This window comes from Luteimonas sp. gir (assembly GCF_037198055.1).
In the GTDB taxonomy this organism is placed as follows: Bacteria; Pseudomonadota; Gammaproteobacteria; order Xanthomonadales; family Xanthomonadaceae; genus Luteimonas; species Luteimonas citri_A.
Window position 1 is genome coordinate 181,768 of sequence record NZ_JBBAXQ010000001.1, and the last position, 19,479, is coordinate 201,246.

Annotated in this window: 18 protein-coding genes; 9 read left to right on the top strand and 9 right to left on the bottom strand. The window is 68.9% G+C overall.

Features of this window, described 5'->3' with window-relative positions; translation table 11 throughout:
- Positions 1 to 69: 69 nt before the first annotated feature.
- Entirely contained in the window at positions 70 to 1,938 is a 1,869-nt protein-coding gene (locus WAF18_RS00870; protein WP_337243435.1) for a DUF885 domain-containing protein, read from the bottom strand.
- A 276-nt stretch (positions 1,939 to 2,214) separates the two neighbouring features.
- On the opposite strand from WAF18_RS00870, the gene WAF18_RS00875 reads away from it, so the two are divergent.
- Positions 2,215 to 2,595: a hypothetical protein gene (locus WAF18_RS00875; RefSeq protein WP_337243436.1), complete on the top strand. Its 381-nt coding sequence runs from the start codon at positions 2,215 to 2,217 to the stop codon at positions 2,593 to 2,595.
- A 60-nt stretch (positions 2,596 to 2,655) separates the two neighbouring features.
- The gene (gene folE, locus WAF18_RS00880; protein WP_337243437.1) at positions 2,656 to 3,264 is read left to right on the top strand and encodes a GTP cyclohydrolase I FolE; all 609 of its coding nucleotides are present in this window, start codon (positions 2,656 to 2,658) and stop codon (positions 3,262 to 3,264) included.
- 9 nt (positions 3,265 to 3,273) lie between these two features.
- Here the strand turns inward: folE and WAF18_RS00885 are convergent, their stop codons facing one another.
- Positions 3,274 to 4,047 (bottom strand): TSUP family transporter, encoded by a 774-nt coding sequence (locus tag WAF18_RS00885; protein WP_337243438.1) that lies wholly within the window; start codon positions 4,045 to 4,047, stop codon positions 3,274 to 3,276.
- A gap of 104 nt (positions 4,048 to 4,151) precedes the next feature.
- Here WAF18_RS00885 and argS point away from each other — a divergent pair, with 104 nt between their 5' ends.
- From argS to WAF18_RS00905, 4 genes are all read left to right on the top strand, one after another.
- Positions 4,152 to 5,852, top strand: a complete 1,701-nt coding sequence (gene argS, locus WAF18_RS00890; RefSeq protein WP_337243439.1) for an arginine--tRNA ligase — start codon at positions 4,152 to 4,154, stop codon at positions 5,850 to 5,852.
- Complete coding sequence (locus tag WAF18_RS00895; RefSeq protein WP_337243440.1) at positions 5,852 to 6,640, top strand: SPOR domain-containing protein; 789 nt, start codon at positions 5,852 to 5,854, stop codon at positions 6,638 to 6,640. Before argS ends, WAF18_RS00895 begins: the two co-directional genes overlap by 1 nt.
- A 15-nt stretch (positions 6,641 to 6,655) precedes the next feature.
- Entirely contained in the window at positions 6,656 to 7,423 is a 768-nt protein-coding gene (locus WAF18_RS00900) for a UPF0149 family protein (RefSeq protein WP_337243441.1), read from the top strand.
- A gap of 103 nt (positions 7,424 to 7,526) precedes the next feature.
- Complete coding sequence (locus WAF18_RS00905) at positions 7,527 to 8,279, top strand: SDR family NAD(P)-dependent oxidoreductase (protein ID WP_337243442.1); 753 nt, start codon at positions 7,527 to 7,529, stop codon at positions 8,277 to 8,279.
- Positions 8,280 to 8,353: 74 nt separating this feature from the next.
- Here WAF18_RS00905 and speA read toward each other — a convergent pair whose 3' ends face one another.
- Complete coding sequence (gene speA, locus WAF18_RS00910; RefSeq protein ID WP_337243443.1) at positions 8,354 to 10,243, bottom strand: arginine decarboxylase; 1,890 nt, start codon at positions 10,241 to 10,243, stop codon at positions 8,354 to 8,356.
- 147 nt (positions 10,244 to 10,390) lie between these two features.
- Between speA and speE the strand changes: the two genes are divergently transcribed.
- On the top strand, positions 10,391 to 11,239 hold the full coding sequence (gene speE / locus WAF18_RS00915; RefSeq protein WP_337243444.1) for a polyamine aminopropyltransferase: 849 nt from the start codon (positions 10,391 to 10,393) through the stop codon (positions 11,237 to 11,239).
- Between the two features lie 61 nt (positions 11,240 to 11,300).
- On the opposite strand, the gene WAF18_RS00920 is transcribed toward speE, so the two are convergent.
- The 5 genes from WAF18_RS00920 to WAF18_RS00940 all read right to left on the bottom strand — a co-directional run bounded on the left by WAF18_RS00920 (position 11,301) and on the right by WAF18_RS00940 (position 14,459).
- A complete protein-coding gene (locus tag WAF18_RS00920) occupies positions 11,301 to 11,615 on the bottom strand; it encodes an AzlD domain-containing protein (RefSeq protein WP_183425164.1) in 315 nt (104 codons plus the stop codon).
- Positions 11,612 to 12,301: an AzlC family ABC transporter permease gene (locus tag WAF18_RS00925; RefSeq protein ID WP_337243445.1), complete on the bottom strand. Its 690-nt coding sequence runs from the start codon at positions 12,299 to 12,301 to the stop codon at positions 11,612 to 11,614. The genes WAF18_RS00920 and WAF18_RS00925 overlap by 4 nt, the downstream gene beginning before the upstream one ends.
- Before the next feature lie 33 nt (positions 12,302 to 12,334).
- Positions 12,335 to 13,009: a hypothetical protein gene (locus tag WAF18_RS00930; RefSeq protein WP_337243446.1), complete on the bottom strand. Its 675-nt coding sequence runs from the start codon at positions 13,007 to 13,009 to the stop codon at positions 12,335 to 12,337.
- 68 nt (positions 13,010 to 13,077) lie between these two features.
- A complete protein-coding gene (locus WAF18_RS00935; protein ID WP_337243447.1) occupies positions 13,078 to 14,124 on the bottom strand; it encodes a D-alanine--D-alanine ligase in 1,047 nt (348 codons plus the stop codon).
- Positions 14,121 to 14,459, bottom strand: coding sequence for a P-II family nitrogen regulator (locus WAF18_RS00940; protein ID WP_183425161.1), 339 nt, complete (start codon positions 14,457 to 14,459; stop codon positions 14,121 to 14,123). Before WAF18_RS00940 ends, WAF18_RS00935 begins: the two co-directional genes overlap by 4 nt.
- Before the next feature lie 222 nt (positions 14,460 to 14,681).
- On the opposite strand from WAF18_RS00940, the gene WAF18_RS00945 reads away from it, so the two are divergent.
- Both WAF18_RS00945 and WAF18_RS00950 read left to right on the top strand, forming a co-directional pair.
- The gene (locus WAF18_RS00945) at positions 14,682 to 14,966 is read left to right on the top strand and encodes an accessory factor UbiK family protein (protein ID WP_337243448.1); all 285 of its coding nucleotides are present in this window, start codon (positions 14,682 to 14,684) and stop codon (positions 14,964 to 14,966) included.
- Between the two features lie 12 nt (positions 14,967 to 14,978).
- Positions 14,979 to 16,490, top strand: coding sequence for a YifB family Mg chelatase-like AAA ATPase (locus WAF18_RS00950; RefSeq protein WP_337243449.1), 1,512 nt, complete (start codon positions 14,979 to 14,981; stop codon positions 16,488 to 16,490).
- A 1,008-nt stretch (positions 16,491 to 17,498) separates the two neighbouring features.
- Here the strand turns inward: WAF18_RS00950 and WAF18_RS00955 are convergent.
- Complete coding sequence (locus WAF18_RS00955) at positions 17,499 to 17,852, bottom strand: TraB/GumN family protein (protein ID WP_337243450.1); 354 nt, start codon at positions 17,850 to 17,852, stop codon at positions 17,499 to 17,501.
- Positions 17,853 to 19,479 lie beyond the last annotated feature (1,627 nt).

Here is a 19,479-nt window from a genome sequence, read left to right on the forward strand (position 1 = left end):
CCCGCGGGCGGGGGAGGTGTGATCTGGAAACGGCACCTTCCGGGGGTGGAACGCGACGCCGGTGCCGGCTCAGCCGGCTTTCTTTTCGGCGATCCAGCGGTCCACGCGCTGTTCGAGCAGGTCCAGTGGCAGCGCGCCGCCGCCGAGCACAGTGTCGTGGAAGCCGCGGATGTCGAAGCGGTCGCCCAGCTCGGTCTCCGCCTTCCGGCGCAGGGCCTGGATGCGGATCATGCCGACCTTATAGGCGGTGGCCTGACCGGGCATGATCAGGTAGCGGCGGATCTCCGACTCGATCGCCGCCTGCGGGATCGAGCTGTTCTGGCGGAAGTAATCGACCGCCTGCTGCTCGGTCCAGCCCTTGGCGTGCATGCCGGTGTCGACGACGAGTCGGATCGCGCGCCACATCTCCGACATCAGCCGGCCGTACTCCGAGTACGGGTCCTGGTAAGTGCCCGGCATTTCCTTGGCCAGCCACTCCGAGTACAGGCCCCAGCCCTCGGTGTAGGCGGTGTGGAACTGCTGGGTGCGGAACGTCGGCACGCCCTGCAGTTCCTGGGCGATCGAGATCTGCATGTGATGGCCCGGCAGGCCCTCGTGATAGGCGATGACCTCCAACTCGGTCTTGGGCATCGCGTTCATGTCCGACAGGTGCGCGTAGTAGATGCCCGGCCGCGAGCCGTCAGGCGTGCCGGGGTAGTAGTGCTGCGCCGCGCCGGGCTGCTCGCGGAACGCCTCCACGCGGCGCACCTCCAGGCCGGCCTTGGGCAGCAGGCCGAAGTACTCGGGCAGGTGCTGGCGGATGTTGTCGATCGCGGCGGTCGCATCGTCGATGTAGGCCTGGCGGCCGGCATCGGTGTCGGGGTACTTGAAGCGCTTGTCGGTGTCGAGGAACGCGAAGAACGCCTGCAGGTCGCCATCGAAGCCGACGCGGGTCTTGAGCGCCTCCATCTCGCCACGGATGCGCGCGACCTCGTCCAGGCCCAGCTGATGGACCTCGTCGGCAGTCATCGCAGTCGTGGTGTTCTCGCGCAGCTGGTAGGCGTAGTACGCCGCGCCATTGGGGTGGGTCGTGCCGACACCGGACGGGTTCTCCAGGGCCTGGGGCCGCTCCTGCTCGCTCCACGCGATGATCCGCTCGTAGGCCGGCTTGAGTTGCTCGACCAGCGCCACGCGGGCGTCTTCCTTGAGTTGCGCGGCGCGCTCGGCGGTCAGCTTGCCCTGCTCGACCAACGCATCGGCCTTGGCCTGGGCATCGGCCCACAGCGCGCTGGCGGGACCGTCGTCGAACGGCGCGCCGGTGATCACCTTGCGCGACTGGTCGATCACGCCGTCGAACGCGAACCGCGGCGGACGGATGCCCTGCGCCGCGGCAGCGCGGCCGCGCTCGAGCAGTTGGTCGAACATCACCGGCGCTGCCTTCAGGCGGGCGATGTAGGCCTGATAGCTCTGTTCGTCGTCGACCTTGTGGATGCTGATCATGAAGGTCGGGAATGCACTGTGCATGCCGTTCATCTGGTCGAACACATAGCCGTCGGCGAGGAACGCCATGCCGCCCTGCGCGCTTTCGTACTGGCGCTTCCACAGATCCCACGACAGCTTGGTCTCGGCATCGAGCGCGTCGTAGTCGAACTTCGCCTCCATCTCCGCGACCGAGGCCTGCAGCCAGGCCAGGCGATCGCGCGAGGCCTGTTCGGACATGTCGTCGAGCCGATCGTTCTGGTCCTTGCGCCCGAGAAAGGTCAGCTGGGTGGGGCTCGTTTGCAGCAGCGCCTCGTACTGGGTCTCGAACCAGGCGTTGAGCCGGGCCGATTCATCCTGGGCAGTCTGTCCGCTGGCGGCATCGGTCTGTGTGGTGCCGGACGGTGCGGGCGCAGATGGAGCGCAGGCGGCGAGGGCCAGGGCGAGAGCCAGCGTGGAACCGGCGGCAATGGCGCGCATGGGCGGAACTCCTGGTGGTCGGAGGTGCATTCTGCGCGGCGGCCAAGCGCGGCGCCCCTGCGAAATGTCATGCCACCCCGCCCGCCCGGGGCCCGGCAGGTCTGCAGTTTTTTCAAGGGCCGACCTTCACACCGATTTGGGCTGAACGCAGGCTGCACGTATTCCGTGGCTGGGCACGGAGCTTCACTGCTGTCGTACGGACTGCGGCATAGGGTGCGGCCAACGCTCCTCCTTGCCTGCCCCGCCCCAACTCCGGCCTTACGGAAGAAGACGCGAATGAAGCCCGACCCCGCCCTCGTTGCCCATCCTGCATCTGACCCCGCCCGCGACGCGTCGACGGCGGCCGATGCGGACGACGCAGCGCTGCTCAAGCGCTTCGCTGCGTCGCTCCAGCAAGCGCCGTACTACTCGGTGGGCAGGACCTGGGAGGACTACGCGCCGGCCTACCGGCTCGGCCTGCGCAGCTGGCGCCGCACTCCCGGCGAGGACTTCGAGACGATCGCCGCCCAGCTTGAGCGTGACTGGAATGCGACCCGTGGCGCCTCGCGGCTGGGCTGGGTGGAGGCACGCGGCGCGGTCGAGGCAGCCTGGCAGCACTGCGCCATGGACGCCGCCTCCCGGCAGGACGCTGCCCGGCGCGCCGACCGCAACGCCTGAGCGGCCCTGGGGCGCTGAACGGCGCCGCGCTACCATAGCGTCTTTTCCGCGAGAGCCGCGATGAGCGCTTCCCACGACGATGCCCGCAACGGCGTCCCCCGCGCCGAGGCCGAGGCCGCCGTCCGTACGCTGCTGCGTTGGGCCGGCGAGGACCCGGCCCGCGAAGGTCTGCTCGATACGCCGCGCCGCGTCGCCGACGCCTACGGCGAATGGTTCAGCGGCTACGCGATCGACGCCGACGCCTATCTGGCGCGCACGTTCGAGGAAGTGGCCGGCTACGACGAGATGATCGTGCTGCGCGACATCGAGTACGAGAGCCATTGCGAGCATCACATGGCCCCGATCATCGGCAAGGTGCATGTCGGCTACCTGCCGTCGGGTCGCGTGGTCGGCATCAGCAAGCTCGCGCGCGTCGTCGAAGCCTATGCCAAGCGTTTCCAGGTGCAGGAGAAAATGACCGCGCAGATCGCCGGCTGCATCCAGCGCGCGCTGTCGCCGCTGGGCGTGGGCGTGGTGGTCGAAGGCGCGCATGAGTGCATGACCACGCGCGGTGTGCACAAGCGCGGGGTCAGCATGATCACCTCGACGATGCTCGGCAGTTTCCGCGACGATGCCCGCACGCGGGCCGAATTCCTGCAGTTCATCGAGGTCGGCGGCGGCCGCCGCTGACGCGCCGGCTCAGCGCGCGAAGGTGTCCCAGGCCATCTTCGCGATCAGCACCACCACCAGCGCGACGAACAGCTTGCGGATCAGCGGCGTGCCGCCGCGCAGCGCCAGTCGCGTGCCGACCACCGACCCGCCGACATTGGCGATGGCCATCGGCACTGCGAAGGTCAGCAGCACGTGACCCGAGGGCACGAAGAACGACAGCGCCGCCAGGTTGGTCGCCAGATTGACGATCTTCGAAGCGGCAGTCGCGCGCAGAAAATCCAGCCCGAAGAAGCGGATGAACAGGAAGATCAAGAAGCTGCCGGTGCCGGGCCCGAACAGGCCGTCGTAGAAGCCGATCGCAGCCCCCATCGCCAGGGCTAGCGCCAGCTCGCGACGGCCGACCTCGCGCGGGCGGTGCAGCACGCCGAAGTCCTTCTTGACCAGGGTGTAGGCCAGCATCGCCACCAGCAGCACCAGAATCAGCGGCCGGACCGCATCGCGGGGCAGCAGGCTGACCGCGGTGGCGCCGGCGAAGGCGAATACGAACGCGGTCGCCGAGGCGCACAGCACGGGCATCCAGGGGAAGCGCACATTGCGCGCGTAGCGCCAGCCCGCCGCCGCGGTGCCGAAGATCGAGCTGAACTTGTTGGTGCCCAGCAACGCCGCCGGGGCGTACTGGGGCAGCGCGGTGAACAGGCCCGGGAGCTGGACCAGGCCGCCGCCGCCGACCGCCGCGTCCACCAGCCCGGCCATGAAGGCGATACACACCAGCCAGATCAGTTCGGGAAACAGCGCGTCCACGCAGGGCCTGCAGAACCGGGCGCGCAAGCATACGCCTTCCGCACCGGCCCGCTCAGGATGGCTCGCGTACAATGCCCGGCCGTGCTCCGCGACACTCTTTGCCCGTGAACTCCTCGTCCCGCGCCCTCATCGAACCCCTCGTCGAGCGGGCCATCGCCGCCCTGCGCGATGCCGGCACGCTGCCCGCCGATCTCGCCACGCCCGCCTTCGTCGTCGAACGGCCGAAGGACCGCAGCCATGGCGATTTTTCCACCAACGCGGCGATGCTGCTGGCGCGCCCGGCCCGCTCGAACCCGCGCGCGATCGCGCAGGCGCTGGTCGATGCGCTGCCGACCAACGATGCGATCGCCTCGGTCGAGATCGCCGGCCCCGGGTTTCTCAACTTCCGTCTGACACCGGCCGCCTGGCGCGACCAACTGGTCGCGGTGCACACCCACGGCGACGCCTACGGCCACAACGACAGCGGCGCGGCGCAGACCGCCGGCGTCGAGTACGTCTCGGCCAATCCGACCGGTCCGCTGCACGTGGGCCACGGCCGCGCCGCGGTGATCGGCGACTGCATCGCGCGCGTGCTCGACGCCAACGGCTGGAACGTCAAGCGCGAGTTCTACTACAACGACGCCGGCGTGCAGATCGAGAACCTCGCCCGCTCGGTGCAGGCGCGCGCACGCGGCCTGGCGCCGGGCGACGCCGATTGGCCGGCCGATGCCTACAACGGCGAGTACATCGCCGATGTCGCCCGCGCGTGCCTGGACGGCGCCACGGTCGAGGTCGAAGGCCAGTGCGTGACCGGCACCGCCGATGCCAACGACCTCGACGCGATCCGCCGCTTCGCAGTCGCCTGGCTGCGCCGCGAGCAGAACGCCGACCTGGCTGCCTTCGGCGTGAGCTTCGACGTCTATTTCCTGGAGTCGTCGCTGTACGCCGACGGCAAGGTCGAGGAGACCGTGGGCACGCTGGTCGCCAATGGCCATACCTACGAGGACGGCGGCGCGCTGTGGCTGCGCTCGACCGACTATGGCGACGACAAGGACCGCGTGATGCGCAAGTCCGACGGCAGCTACACCTACTTCGTGCCGGACGTGGCCTATCACCTGAGCAAGTGGCAGCGCGGCTACCGACGTGCGATCACCGAGCTGGGTGCCGACCACCACGGCTCGCTGGCGCGCGTGCGCGCCGGCCTGCAGGCGCTCGATGCCGGCATCCCGGCCGGCTGGCCGGAATACGTGCTGCACCAGATGGTCACGGTGATGCGCGGCGGCGAGGAAGTGAAGCTGTCCAAGCGCGCCGGCAGCTACCTGACGCTGCGCGACCTGATCGATGAGGCCGGGCGCGATGCCACGCGCTGGTTCCTGGTCGCGCGCAAGCCTGATTCGCAGTTGGTGTTCGACATCGACCTGGCACGCAGCCAGTCGCTCGACAATCCGGTCTACTACGTCCAGCTCTCGCATGCGCGCATCTGCGGCCTGCAGCGCCAGCTCGCCGAACGCGGCCTGGTCTTCGACCTGCAGCAGGGACTTGCGCAGTTGCCGGACATGACCGACACGGCGCTGCGCGATGTGCTGATCGACCTGTCGCGCTGGCCTGAGATCGTCGCCGCGGCTGGCACCCAGCTCGAACCGCACCTGATTGCGACCTATCTGCTGGAACTGGCGCAGGCCTTCCAGACGTACTACAACGATCACCAGTTCCTGGTCGACGACGCCCCGACGCGCGACGCGCGTCTGGCGCTGGCGACGGCCGTGGGACAGGTGCTGCGCAACGGCCTGGCGCTGCTGGGCGTGCAGGCTCCGGAGGCGATGTGATGGCGGCAAGACGCGGCAAATCCCAGGCGCGACGCAACGGCGGCAGCTCCGGCGGTCTGCCCGGCTGGGCGTGGATGATCATTGGCGTGGTGCTCGCGCTGGGCGTGGTGCTGGCTGTGCCGCGGCTGTTCAAGCCCGACGCCGAGGACGGCTTCTTCCGCCCGCGCCCCAATCCCGATGCACAGCCCGCGGTCGGTGCGCTCGACGAGGACGCGCCGGCGCCGCTGGCCGAGACCCCGGCACCGAGGCCGCGCCCGGCGCAGCCGCAGCCCGCGCCCGCCGCCGACTACGACTTCTACACTCTGCTGCCCGACCAGGAGGTGCCGATGTCCGACGCCGAGCTGGCCGCCAGCGCGCGCGCCGAGGCCGAGCGCCGGCAGCGCGCCGAGGCGCAGCAGCAGGCGCTGCAGGGGCGTCACCCCGACGCCGCTGACCTGGCCGGTGCCCCCACCGGCCCGACGCCGCTGAGCGAGACGCCGGCGGCGACGACCACGCCGGCGGCGACCCCGACCCGGCCCACGACCACGGCCTCGACCGCACCGGCTGCCGGCAGCGATGCCCGCTACCTGCTGCAGGCAGGCTCGTTCAGCGCCTCGGGCGACGCCGAAGCGCTCAAGGCACGCATCGCGCTGCTGGGCCTCAGTGCCCGGGTCGAAGCCGGCCAAGCGCAGGGCAAGACGGTCTACCGCGTGCGCATGGGGCCCTACGGCACCGCCACCGAGCTTGCCGAAGCCAAGCAGAAGCTCGGCAACGGCGGCCTGCCGGCGCTGGCGATCAAGGCCCAGTGACGGAGACGCCCGACCATGGCTGACGACACCCGCCTGAGCGATACCGAGCTCGACCGGCTGGACACGTTGCTCGATCGCTGCACCGACCCGGAGACCGGGCTGGGCAATCTGGAAATGCTCGACGGCTTCCTGTCGGCGCTTGCGGTCGGTCCGGTCGAGACCACGCTCGACAGCGTGCTGCCGCTGGTCTGGGGTACGGGCGAGGTGGCGCGCCGCGATGCCCGCCAGACCCGCGAGGCCGAGGCGCTGATCGCCCGGCTGGCCGACGAGATCGTGCATCGCGTACGCCAGGACCCGCAGGAGGGTGTCGCCCACGAGGCATTGATGCCGATGCTGGGCCTGCCGCCCGAAGCCGACGATGGCCAGGCCGAAGGCGAGGCCGCAGGCGGACTGGACGGCGTGCCGGCCGACTTCCCGTTCGCAGCCGCGTGGGCCGCCGGGTTCCTGCGCGCCGCCGCCGAACACGAAGACGCGTGGTCTGAATGGATGCACGAGCACGACGCGATCGAGAACGACCTGGGCGTCATCGCCCGACTGGCGATCGTCGATGCGAGCCAGCTCGAAGATGCCGAAATGGCCGAGGGCGACATGCTGTCGCTCGAGGAGCGCTTCGACCTCGCCTACGACCTGCCCGACATGCTCCACGACATGTATCTGCAGCGCTTGCACGACCGGCGGCCGCAACCGGCCCGACGCGCCGATGTGCCCGGCCGCAACGACCCGTGCTCGTGCGGCAGCGGCCGCAAGTACAAGACCTGCTGCGGCACGCCGACGCTGCACTGATCGACGCCGCGGCCGCTGCACTGATCGACGCCGCGGCGCGATGCCGCATCCGTCCCGCCCTTCATCCGCGCCCGACGCAGGCGCCCGCCCCGGAAGAGTTCCCATGCTCCGCACCCTCCTCGTCACCGGCGCGACCTCGGGCTTCGGCGCCGCGACCGTCGCCCGCTTCCTGCAGGGCGGCTGGCGCGTGATCGCCACCGGTCGCCGCGCCGAGCGGCTGCAGGCGCTGGTCGACACGCACGGCACCGAACGCCTGCACGTGGCCGCATTCGACATCCGCGATGCCGACGCGATGCGCGCCGCGCTCGACGCATTGCCAGACGCCTTCCGCGGCATCGACGTGCTGATCAACAACGCCGGGCTGGCGCTGGGCACCGCGCCGGCGCAGCGCGCCGATCTCGCGCAGTGGACGCAGATGATCGACACCAATGTCACCGCGCTCGCCACGCTGACCCATGCCCTGTTGCCGACATTGATCGAGCGCCGCGGCGCGATCCTCAACATCAGTTCGATTGCCGGCAGCTATCCCTATCCGGGCGGCAACGTCTACGGCGGCACCAAGGCCTTCGTCACCCAGTTCTCGCTGGGCTTGCGGTCCGACCTGCACGGCACCGGCGTACGGGTGACCTCGATCGAACCGGGCATGGCCGAGACCGAGTTCACGCTGGTGCGCACCGGCGGCGATCAGGCCGCCTCCGACACGCTCTACGGCGGCGCCACGCCGATGACCGCCGAGGACATCGCCGAGCAGCTGTGGTGGGTCGCCAACCTGCCGCCGCATCTGAACATCAACCGGCTCGAGATCATGCCGGTCAGCCAGTCGTTCGCCGGCTTCCAGGTCCATCGCGGCGGCTGACCGCCGCGTGCACCGGAATCGCCGGCCGCCTCGTGCGCCGGCGGCCCTGAGGCCACCGACGCCGTTGTCGCGGCTTACTCGAGCGGCGTGTCGTCGAGATAGGTGTAGCCGGTGAGCCCGGCTTCGAGCGCGTCCTTGAGCCGCTGCGCTTCATCGGCCGCCAGCGCCGCGTCGTCGACCATCGCGGTGTAGCGCGCGCGCAGGTCCTCGAGGCGATAGCCGACGTAGTCGAGCATCACGTCGGTGGTGTCGCCGCGGCGCTGCTGCGCGATCGTGATGCCGTCGCCCTCGATCTTCACTTCGACCGCATCGGTGTCGCCGAACAGGTTGTGGATGTCGCCGAGGATTTCCTGGTAGGCACCGACCATGAAGAACCCCAGCCGGTACTGCTCGCCCGGACGCAACGCATGCAACGGCAGCGAGGTGTCGAGGTCCTCGTTCTCGACGTAGGTATCGATCTTGCCGTCCGAGTCGCAGGTCAGATCGGCGATGACACCGCGGCGCTCGGGCAGCTCGTCGAGGCGCTCGATCGGCACGATCGGGAACACCTGATCGATCGCCCAGACATCGGGCATCGACTCGAACACGCTGAAGTTGACGAAGTACTTGTCGACCAAGCGCTCGTTGAGCTCGTCGAGCAGCGGGCGATGGCTCTTCTCGTCGAAGGTCAGCCGCGCGCGGACCGCGTGCGCGATCGCATAGAACAGGTCGTCGATGCGCGCCCGGTGCACCAGGTCCAACTGGCCGAGCGCGTACAGCGCCAGGCCCTCGGCGTGGTGGTGCTGCGCCTCGTGGAACAGCTCCACCGCCGGTCGCGCCGCCAGTTCGCCGTGCAATTCGCGCAGGTTGGCCACCACCGCCGGCTCGTCACTGTGCGCGTCGGGCACGCGGCCTTCGGGCGCGCGCTCGACCTCCGACACATTGGCGACCAGCACCGCGTGGTGGGCGGTCATTGCACGCCCGCATTCGGTGACGATGCGCGGCGGCGGCAGCCCATGCTCGGCGCAGGCCTGCGCCAGCGGTTGGACGATGCTGCCGGCGTACTGGCGCACGCCGTAGTTGACCGAGTTGTAGCTGCGCGAGCGCGTGCCCTCGTAGTCCACACCGAGGCCGCCGCCGACGTCGACGTGGCTGATCCGCGCGCCCAGCCGCGAGAGCTCGACGAAGTAGCGCACCGCCTCGCGCATGCCGTTGGCGATGTCGCGAACGTTGGAGATCTGCGAGCCCATGTGGAAATGCAACAGCTGCAGGCAGTCGCTCATGCCCGCGTCGCGCAGCTTCTTCCACAGGTCCAGCAACTGCCGCGGATTGAGCCCGAACTTGGCCTTGTCGCCGCCGCTGTTCTGCCACTTCCCCGCGCCCAGCGAGGCCAATCGCATGCGCACGCCCAGGCCCGGCTTCACGCCGAGCGCGGCCGCTTCCTCCATCACCAGCGCGAGTTCGGACGGCTTCTCGACGACGATGAAGGTCTCCAGGCCCAGCTTGCGGCCGATCAGCGCCAGGCGGATGTATTCGCGGTCCTTGTACCCGTTGCATACGACCAGACCCCCCGGGCGCGAGAGCGCGAGCACAGCCATCAGCTCGGGCTTGCTGCCCGCTTCCAGGCCGAAGCCCTCGCCGTGATGGCCGGCCAGTGTGCCGGCCACCCCGCGGTGCTGGTTGACCTTGATCGGATACACCGCGGTATAGCCGCCGGCGTACTCCCACTCGGCCTGCGCCTGCGCGAACGCGGCCTGCAGCCGATGCAGGCGGTCGCCGAGGATGTCGGGAAAGCGCACCAGCAGCGGCAGTTGGGCACCCTTGGCGCGCGCGGCGTCGACCGCCTCGGGCAGCGCGATCGACGGGCCCTGCGCGCCGCGCGGCGAGACGACGATGCGCCCGGCGTCGTCGACATCGAAATACCCCTCGCTCCAATGCGGGATCGAGTAGGTCTTGCGGGCGTGGTCGGTCGACCAGGCAGTCATCGGCGGGCGTCCATCGGCGAAGGGGCCGCATAGTCTAGGGGTTGCCGACGCAACCTGCGGTGACACGCCCTCAGCCAGCCCGCGCGCCCGGCCTGTCATGGGGGCTCGGCTACAATGCGCGGCCCGCAATTGACCGGAACCTTTCGCATGTCCGCTCCGACCTGGCTCCACGAGACCTTCGACCCCACCGGCTCGTCGATCGGCTTCCGCGTGACCAAGAAGCTCGACGAAGTGCAGTCGCCGTTCCAGAAGATCGAGATCTACGAGAGCACCGATTGGGGCAACGTGATGCTGATCGACGGCGCGATGATGGTCACCACGCGCGACAATTTCTTCTATCACGAGATGGTCTCGCACCCGGCGCTGTTCACCCATGCCGTGCCCAAGCGCGTGGTGATCATCGGCGGCGGCGACTGCGGCACGCTACGCGAAGTGCTCAAGCATCCGGGCGTCGAAAGCGCAGTGCAGTGCGACATCGACGAGCAGGTCACGCGGATGTCGGAGAAGTACTTCCCCGAACTGTGCGCCTCCAACGACGACCCGCGTGCGCAGCTGCTGTTCGACGACGGCATCGCCTACATGCGCGACTGCGCACCGGGCAGCGTCGATGTCGTCATCGTCGATTCGACCGACCCGGTCGGTCCGGCCGAGGGTCTGTTCAACAAGGCCTTCTTCGACAGCTGCTTTCGCGCGCTCAAGGACGACGGCATCCTGGTGCAGCAGTCCGAGTCGCCGCTGGCGCTGCTGGACCTGATCCGCGAAATGCGTGCCGAGATGGGCAAGGCCGGCTTCACCACGTTCCAGACGCTGCCGTTCCCGCAGCCCTGTTATCCGACCGGGTGGTGGAGCGTGACGCTGGCGCGCAAGGGCCAGGGCTTCGACTTCCGCCAGGCCGACGCCGCTGCCAAGGGTTTCGAGACCGCGTATTACAGCGCCCAGATCCACCAGGCCGCGCAGGTGCTGCCGCCGTTCGTGGCCAAGGCCCTGGAGGCCTGAGCCCACGCCCCGGCGATGCCGCGGCTCCCGCCGCGCATCGCCCGCATCGCGCTCGACCCGCTCAGCCGATGCCGGCCGCTCGCAGCCCCGCTGCCGCGAGCGCGCCCAGCACCACCACGCCCAGGAACGGCACGCCGCGCCACAGCGCGACGACCGCGACCAGCAAGGCGCCGGCCCGGGCATCGAGCACGACGCCCCCGCCGCCGGCAAAGCCGTTGACGACCACCAACGCCGCCAGCAACCCGATGGTCATCGCCGAGGTGATGCGCGCCATGCGTGCGCCTTCCAGCCAGCGCGCCGGCACCAGGTAGCCGGTGAGCTTGGTCGCGAACGCGACCGCGCAGGCCAGCAGCAACCAACCCCAGGTCGCGCTCACGCCCGCGCCTCTGATGCAACGTTGCGCCGCGCGAGCAAGGCGCCCCAGGCGGCCGCGACCGCCGCCGCGACCAGGATCGGCACACCGGCGGGCAGCCAGGGCATCGCGAGCGCGGTTGCCAAGGCGCAGACCACCGCGATCGCGACCGGCTCGCCGCCGCGCAGCCGTGGCCACAGCAGGCCGATGAAAGCGGCCACCGCGGCACCGTCCAGGCCCCAACGCCGGGGATCACCGATCACGTCGCCCAGCAGCGCCCCGACCAGCGTGAACAGGTTCCAGCACACGAACACGCCCAGCCCGGCGACCCAGAAGCCGCGGCGTTGTTCGGCAGGCTCGGTCTGACCGGCCGCGGTCGCGGCGGATTCGTCGATCGTCACCTGCGCCGCCAGCAGGCGCGCCCACCCGCGCGGGTGCAGCAGCCGGTTGATCTGTACCGCGTAGACCGCATTGCGCACGCCCAGCAGGCTGGCCGCCCCGAACGCCGCCGCGCCCGCCCCGCCGCCAGCGAGCACGCCGACGAACGCGAACTGCGAGCCGCCGGTAAACATCAGCAGGCTCAGCGCCATCGTCTGCCACAGGTCGAGCCCGGCGGCGACCGACAACGCACCGAAGGACACGCCGTAGAGGCCGGTGGCCAGCGCGATCGACAGGCCGATCCGCGTGGCCGGGGTCAGTGACCGTCCCATGCCGTCATCCTCGCTGCCGCGCCCGGGCCCGCGTCAACGCGCGGCGTCGCAGCCGGCCGGGCGCGCGAGGTCGGGCATCGCCTCGACCTCGCGCAACGCCCCATCCGGCGCGAAGTGGAACCGCCACGTGCGCTCGCAGCGCATCGGGATCGGATTGACGTCGGCGCGCCAGCCCGGGCCGCCGTCGGCGCGCCCGATCACGTAGTACAGGCTGTCGAGACCGGTCGCCAGCGCGTGCTGCGATGCGGCATCGTCGCTGGCTTCGGCACGCATCCGGTGCAGTTGCGCGTCGGCGGCGGCCGCTGCGACCGGCAGGCCTTCGAGCGGCAACGCAGCGAGGTCGAGCAGGTCGGGTTCAAGAACGGACGGCGATGCCTCACGCCCGGCCTCAACGGCCTCCCAGCGCATTCCGGGCGCCGGATAGGCATCGCCGTAGGTGTAGCGCAGCAGCGCTGCCGGGTCGTTCGGCGACTGCAACCACAGCAACGCCGAGCCGTCCGCGTAGAGGTACACGAAACGGTGCAGCCGCAGCGCGTGGCCCCGCAGCTCCGGCCGCGCCGCGAGCTCGGCCAGCAGCGCGCGGAAGTACGCCGGGCGGTGGAGATGATCGGGCTTGGTCGCGTGCACCGGCGCCGGTGGCGGCGGTGCCGCCGAGGGACGGTCGCAGGCGGCGAGCAGGCAGGCGAGCGCGATGGCCGCGACGGCCATCGGCCGCGCCCCGGGGCCGGGCTGCGCCGCCCTGGGCTCGCGTGCCGTCGTCGCACGGCGCAGGCCGGTCATCCGGCGCCGCTCGACCCAGCGCCCCGCACACCGGACCCACGACGCTGCAACGCAAGCCGACACAGCCGTTCGCAGAGTGCGGGAAAGGCAATGCCCATCGCGGCCGCCGATTGCGGCATCAGGCTGGTTGCCGTCATGCCCGGCAGCGTGTTGAGTTCCAGGCACCACAACCGACCCTGTGCGTCGAGGCGAAAATCGGCGCGGCTGTAGTCGCCGAGCTTGAGCGCGACATGCGCGTGCAGTGCCAGCGTCTGCGCCTGTTCGGCGATCGCGGGCGGCACATCCGCCGGAAACACCTCGCGCACGACGCCCTGGTACTTGTCCTCGTAGTCGAACACGCCATCGGCCGGCAACACGATCTCGCCGACCGCGAGCGCTTGCCCGTCCAGCACGCCGACGGTGAGCTCGCGCCCGGGCACGAAGCGCTCGATCATCACCTCGGCATCGAGCGCCCGAGCCCGCTCGATCGCAGGCTGCAACGCAGCGGCCTCGCGCACGACCGACAGGCCGATCGTCGAGCCCTGTCGGTTCGGCTTGACCACCAAGGGCCAGCCCAGAGGCGCGATCTGCGCCTCGTCCGCCGGATGCATCGCCCAGTCGGGCGTCGGCACACCCGCGGCCCGCATCAGGCGCTTGGACAGGTCCTTGTCCATCGCGATCCCGCTGCCCAGATGGCCGGTGCCGGTATAGGGCAGGCCGGCCAGATCGAGCAGCGCCTGCAGCGTGCCGTCCTCGCCGGTACCGCCATGCAGCGCCAGGAAGACGACATCGCAATCGCGGGGAAACGTCGAGGCCAGACCGCCGGCCGTCGAGGTGACGAGTGCCATCGATCCGGTGTCTGGCGGCGCGACCGCCACCTTGCTGTCCAGCAGCCGACGTTCGGCCGCGTCGTCAAGCAGGCCATGGGCGGTGTCGACGACCCGGACCTCGTGGCCAAGCTGGCGCAGCGCGCCGACCACCTGGGCGCCGCTGGCAATCGACACGTCACGCTCGGCGCTGGTGCCACCGCACAGCACCGCGACCCGCAAGGCCCCGCCGCTCACAACGCGTCGGCGTCCAGCTCACCGGTGCGGATCCGCACCACGCGCTCAAGGTCGTAGACGAAGACCTTGCCGTCGCCGATCCGCCCCATGCCTGCGGACTTGAGCACAGTCTCGACCACGGCATCGACGATGTCGTCGGTCACCGCGATCTCCAGCTTCACCTTCGGCAAGAAGTCCACGACGTACTCCGCGCCGCGATAGAGCTCGGTGTGGCCCTTCTGGCGGCCGAAGCCCTTGACCTCGGTGACGGTGATACCGGTCACGCCGACCTCGGCGAGCGCCTCGCGCACGTCGTCGAGCTTGAACGGCTTGATGATCGCCATGACCATCTTCATCGCTGTGTCTCCGCAGAGGATGCGCCAAGGATACGCCACCCTCACGCGCCGCCCTACACGATGCCGAGCACGCGGCGCAGCACGCTTGTGCGCGTGCCCGGAGGCATGGTCTAGTGCGCCCCGCGCCGCGACGGGGATTTTCTGACGACGCGCCGCGGAGGCGGCCGACTGCATGCGTTGCGCATGCCGGCGACGCTATCCGTACACCGTGAGGACTGACTGATGATCGATTTGAACAACATCGACGAGCTCGCGCGTCGCCTCAGCGGGCTGGTGCCCGCCGGCCTGCGCGAGAGCCGCGAGGAACTGCAGGAGAACTTCAAGGCCGTGCTGCAATCGGGTCTGGCGAAGCTGGACCTGGTCACGCGCGAGGAGTTCGAGGTCCAGCGCGCAGTGCTGCTGCGCACGCGCGAAAAACTCGAGACCCTGGAGGCGCAGGTCCGCCAACTCGAGACCCAGAGCGCGTCGCCGGCCCCGTCGCCAGGCAAATTCGACACCGCCCACTAAAAGGACAGCGCCATGGGACTTGCGCTCGTGCACGGACGTGCGCGCGCAGGCATCCGAGCACCCGCGGTCAAGGTCGAGGTGCACCTGGGCGGCGGCCTGCCATCGATGTCGATCGTCGGCCTGCCAGAAGCCGCAGTGCGCGAAGCCAAGGACCGGGTCCGCGCCGCGATCCAATGCGCGCAGTACGAGTTCCCGGCGCGGCGGATCACCGTCAACCTCGCCCCAGCCGACCTGCCCAAGGGCGGCGGCCGCTTCGACCTGCCGATCGCGCTCGGCATCCTGGCCGCCAGCGGCCAGGTTCCGGTCGAAGCGCTGCGCGACTGGGAATTTGTCGGCGAGCTCGGACTGACCGGCGAACTGCGCGCCGTCGACGGCGTGCTGCCGGCCGCGCTCGCGGTCGCCGGTGCCGGTCGCGGACTGGTGGTGCCGGCCGGCAATGGCGCCGAAGCCGCGCTCGCATCCGACGTCGAGGTGCGGACCGCACGCACACTGCTGGAAGTCTGCGCCCTGCTCGGCGGCACCAAGCCGTTGCCGGTCGCGGTCGCCCCGCCGCAGCGCCCGGTGCCCGGCCCCGACATGCGCGAGGTCCGCGGCCAGGCGCAGGCCCGGCGCGCATTGGAGATCGCCGCGGCCGGCGGCCATCACCTGCTGCTCGTCGGCCCACCAGGCTGCGGCAAGACCCTGCTCGCCTCGCGGCTGCCCGGTCTGCTGCCCGACGCCGCCGAGGCCGAAGCCTTGGAAACCGCCGCGGTACTCTCAATCAGCGGCCGCGGCCTCGACCCGACGCGCTGGCGCACGCGCCCCTTTCGTAGCCCGCATCACACCGCGAGCGCGGTCGCGCTGGTCGGCGGCGGCAACGAACCACGCCCAGGCGAAATCTCGTTGGCGCACAACGGCGTGCTGTTCCTCGACGAGCTGCCCGAATGGGACCGCCGCGCCCTGGAGGTGCTGCGCGAACCACTGGAGTCAGGCACGGTGACGATCTCGCGCGCTGCGCGGCAGAGCGAGTTCCCGGCCCGCTTCCAGCTGGTCGCGGCGATGAATCCCTGTCCCTGCGGCTGGGCCGGCGACGTGTCGGGGCGCTGCCGCTGCAGCAGCGAGGCGATCGCCCGCTACCGCGCCCGCATCTCCGGCCCGTTGCTCGACCGCATCGACCTGCACGTCGACGTCCCGCGCCTGCCGCCGGCCGCGCTGCGCCCCGACGCGCCGCAGGGCGAAACCAGCGCCGCGATCCGGGTCCGCGTCGACGCCGCGCGCGCACGCCAGCACGCGCGCGCCGGCACCCTCAACGCCCGACTCGACCAGACCGCGACCGCCCGCCACTGCCGGCTCGTCCCCGCCGACCAGGCGTTGCTCGAGCGTGCGATTGAATCGCTGCATCTGTCGGCCCGCGCGATGCACCGTATCCTGCGCGTGGCGCGGACGATTGCCGATCTCGACGGCAGTGCCGACATCGGATCCAGGCACCTGACCGAGGCGCTGGGCTATCGGGGCGTCGATGCGGCGCAGGCGCCCACCGCCTGAGACCAGGCGCCGCGCCGGAGCGAGACAGGCAAGCCGCACCCGGATCCTGACCGCGAACGGCGTAATCCCGGCCGAGTCACTGGGCGAGCGGGTGTCTGTCGGTGAACTCATACTGGCCGACGAGCTGCGCGCGTTAGGCGGGCTTGCTACTGGTGGCGCTCGCGGTCCTAGGCTCCGTCCGCGTACTGGTCGTGCCGGCCGCCGACGACCCCGAAGCCGCGCTGGCGTCCGAGGTCGAGGTCCGCATTGCGCGAAAGCTGCTCAAGTTCTGGGTGCTGCTCAATTACGGGGCACGTCGGATTAGCCGCAGAATCTTGCCTGCGCAAGTGCAACCTCGCGGACCAACTCTGGATCCGCGTCAGGACGGCCTACCATCTCGTTGAGCGCGCTTCGAAGGCCCGGGCAGGGACTGTCTGTATAACCAGGTGGCCAAAATCCGAGGAACTTCGACACTTCCCTCACGACGTCTTCGAGCGCCACTTGCTCTCGCATGCGAAAACGCTCAGGTGCGCTTGAGCGCCGGAGCGCCGGGTCCCGTTCCCACGGCTGGCGCTCGGAAACGGAGATCGGCGCATCCCGGACAGAACCCAGCAGTGATGCAGCCGACACCTGGGATTCTGAACTCTCCCGAGCGCCCTGATTCTCTAGCTCATTTTGTGAAGCGACCGGGCGCTGCGCGGTAGATCGCTCAGCGCCGTTGTTCCGCGATACCCGATGATTGCGCGCTACCGCCTCGGTGGAGGGCGTCGGCAGCGGCGCCACATCCTCCTCGGGCTCTGCAGTCAACATGACAGCCGCCGCCTCCGCCTTCAAGCGAACGACATAAATGACCGCAAGCGGCGCGCTCTTTGCGGCTGGCGGAGCACTACCGGGTCCGCTCCACCTGCCAATCAATAGCGCAGCACAAATATAGAACACGCATGTGCCTACAAGCGCGACTACCCGCGTCCACTGGTCGTTCACCCCGAGCGCCCAATCGTCACTGCCGCCAAGAATCGGGCCTGCCAATCACTGTGTTTGGCCGGGCTCGTAAACAGTGAAGCCTCGTCCCTCAAGCTCCGACAAGATGCCCTCCTGCTCCAAAAGCCTGGCAATGGGCAGCGTCGCGAACACCGTGTCGCGCTCTTCCAGAGTCTCGTCGAGCGCCTCGAGCCACTTTTGGCGCATAGCAGTCTCCACACTCCGAACGCCAGCTCGCGCCGCCAGCTCTGTGCTCGCACGCACCTGCGCACAGGCAGCACGCTCATTGACATGCGAGAGCGCCCGCAGCGTTTCAAGATCGCCGTCCGCCCAAGCGTTCGCTCGACTCTGGCCATGTTCTGCAGATCGGCGTCCAGGCGCTCCATCGTCCGCGCCAGACACTCGCTATCGTCAAGGTCATACCGCACGACGACGCGCTCAAACGCAGAGAAGACTCCAACGCACCCGCGCGACTCACCAGAAGCGTTGCGAACTCGGGTGAGACAAGCTGGTCCGTGAAAGATAGAACCGTGAGGTTATCAGAACTGTTCTTGTCGCACACGTCAAAGCATGCAGTCGGCGTGAGAACCTCGCCGTCAGCTACATCTGGGCAATAATTTCGGAAGAACTCAAGGCTGCCCACGACGATCACGTCGGATCGCTCGCGTGATACTGCAAGCGCGTACTCCAGCATTGCTTGAGTGCTAGGAAGCAAGTAAATACCTGGCGCACCAGGATCGAGATTCGCTGCATTCATCAGCAGCATCTGCTCATTCGCGATCAAAACCAGGCTCCATGCCAAACCAAACGCCTTTCGATCGATGCTTATCGCGCACGCGCGCGAATCATAACGACGTTCCCAAAGCGCAGCCCACCAGGGCAATCGCCTCAAATCACGCCGAAGACCTGAGTCTTCGGCGTGAGAAAAGCCCTAGGGCTTTACAGCCAATCGCAGCGCGAGACTTCGCAGGTGATCGCGTCTTCCTGGCGCTCAGCCACCTGCACCAAGCTGTCGAGCGAGCTGACGATCGACGAACCGACCTGCATCAGGTTACCGATCTGGTCGGCGACCACAATTGCCTCATTTATTTATCTTATCCTTGATAGTACACGCCCACCATGGCCGAAAGCAAAATTACGTTGCATGAAGAGAAAATCAATCCGGCAGCCTTATGGATCTCTCCTAAGCCAATCTCAGAAATAACTGTCGCCGCCTGAGATCAATCGACGTTTAATCGCTCAACCCGATCTCCAAAATCTCCCCGGTACTGCACTCCGTGGCACCTCTCCTCCATGCGATCGCGCTCTTGCTTGGTGCAAGGTTCTTTCAACGCGCCCACGGCTCCCAGCAGATGACTGGCCAGGGCGGAACGAAATGCCAGCCCGTGCTGGACTGACTTGCCCGTCGGCGCCCAAGCGCGATCGAATCGCGTGGGCGCGGGCGGAGGCGGCGCCGATCGCTCCCATGGGAGCCGGGAGCGCTCTTCGCTCGACTCAATGGCAATCTTCTCGCGAAGTGAAAGATCGATCACTTTCGCCGCAGGGGAATCAACGATCACGACCTCAAACGCAGGTTCCTTCGACGCCGATGCAGCTTCTCGATGCGGCTGTCTTTCCGTCGTTCGAGTGGGGCGGCGCGGCTGCTCTTGCACCGCCTCAACATCAGGCGAGCGTGGCTTCGCTCCTGCACTGCGGGGCCGCTCCAACCAATAGACCACTTGTAGCGGCTGGCTCGACCGCGGCACATCCGGTACGCCAGGGCCTGCAAACAGCCAGTTCACCACGGCCAAGTGAAGCGCAAGCGTCGCAGCGATCGCTGTAACGCGGCCCGGAGCGACGCTGGACGCTGGCCTGTGACGCTTCATTCCAAGGTGCACTGCGCGCTGTCCAGGTTCTGCACACCGCTCATTTTGACTGCGCCATCTTCGGAGACGCCGCGACCAGACTGTTGAGAAGAAGCGAGGCGCTCGGATTGACAGATATCTGTTGCTCGAGGATACCTCCGACTGCGTCCGTGAGAGAACGCAGC

Excerpts from the sequence above, each read along its gene's own strand:
- speE (WP_337243444.1), top strand. The coding sequence starts at position 10,391 with ATGTCCGCTCCGACCTGGCTCCACGAGACCTTCGACCCCACCGGCTCG.
- WAF18_RS00895 (WP_337243440.1), top strand. The coding sequence starts at position 5,852 with ATGGCGGCAAGACGCGGCAAATCCCAGGCGCGACGCAACGGCGGCAGC.
- WAF18_RS00870 (WP_337243435.1), bottom strand. The coding sequence starts at position 1,938 with ATGCGCGCCATTGCCGCCGGTTCCACGCTGGCTCTCGCCCTGGCCCTC.
- WAF18_RS00950 (WP_337243449.1), top strand. The coding sequence starts at position 14,979 with ATGGGACTTGCGCTCGTGCACGGACGTGCGCGCGCAGGCATCCGAGCA.
- WAF18_RS00945 (WP_337243448.1), top strand. The coding sequence starts at position 14,682 with ATGATCGATTTGAACAACATCGACGAGCTCGCGCGTCGCCTCAGCGGG.
- WAF18_RS00930 (WP_337243446.1), bottom strand. The coding sequence starts at position 13,009 with ATGGCCGTCGCGGCCATCGCGCTCGCCTGCCTGCTCGCCGCCTGCGAC.
- WAF18_RS00905 (WP_337243442.1), top strand. The coding sequence starts at position 7,527 with ATGCTCCGCACCCTCCTCGTCACCGGCGCGACCTCGGGCTTCGGCGCC.
- WAF18_RS00900 (WP_337243441.1), top strand. The coding sequence starts at position 6,656 with ATGGCTGACGACACCCGCCTGAGCGATACCGAGCTCGACCGGCTGGAC.
- WAF18_RS00925 (WP_337243445.1), bottom strand. The coding sequence starts at position 12,301 with ATGGGACGGTCACTGACCCCGGCCACGCGGATCGGCCTGTCGATCGCG.
- WAF18_RS00940 (WP_183425161.1), bottom strand. The coding sequence starts at position 14,459 with ATGAAGATGGTCATGGCGATCATCAAGCCGTTCAAGCTCGACGACGTG.
- speA (WP_337243443.1), bottom strand. The coding sequence starts at position 10,243 with ATGACTGCCTGGTCGACCGACCACGCCCGCAAGACCTACTCGATCCCG.
- WAF18_RS00875 (WP_337243436.1), top strand. The coding sequence starts at position 2,215 with ATGAAGCCCGACCCCGCCCTCGTTGCCCATCCTGCATCTGACCCCGCC.
- folE (WP_337243437.1), top strand. The coding sequence starts at position 2,656 with ATGAGCGCTTCCCACGACGATGCCCGCAACGGCGTCCCCCGCGCCGAG.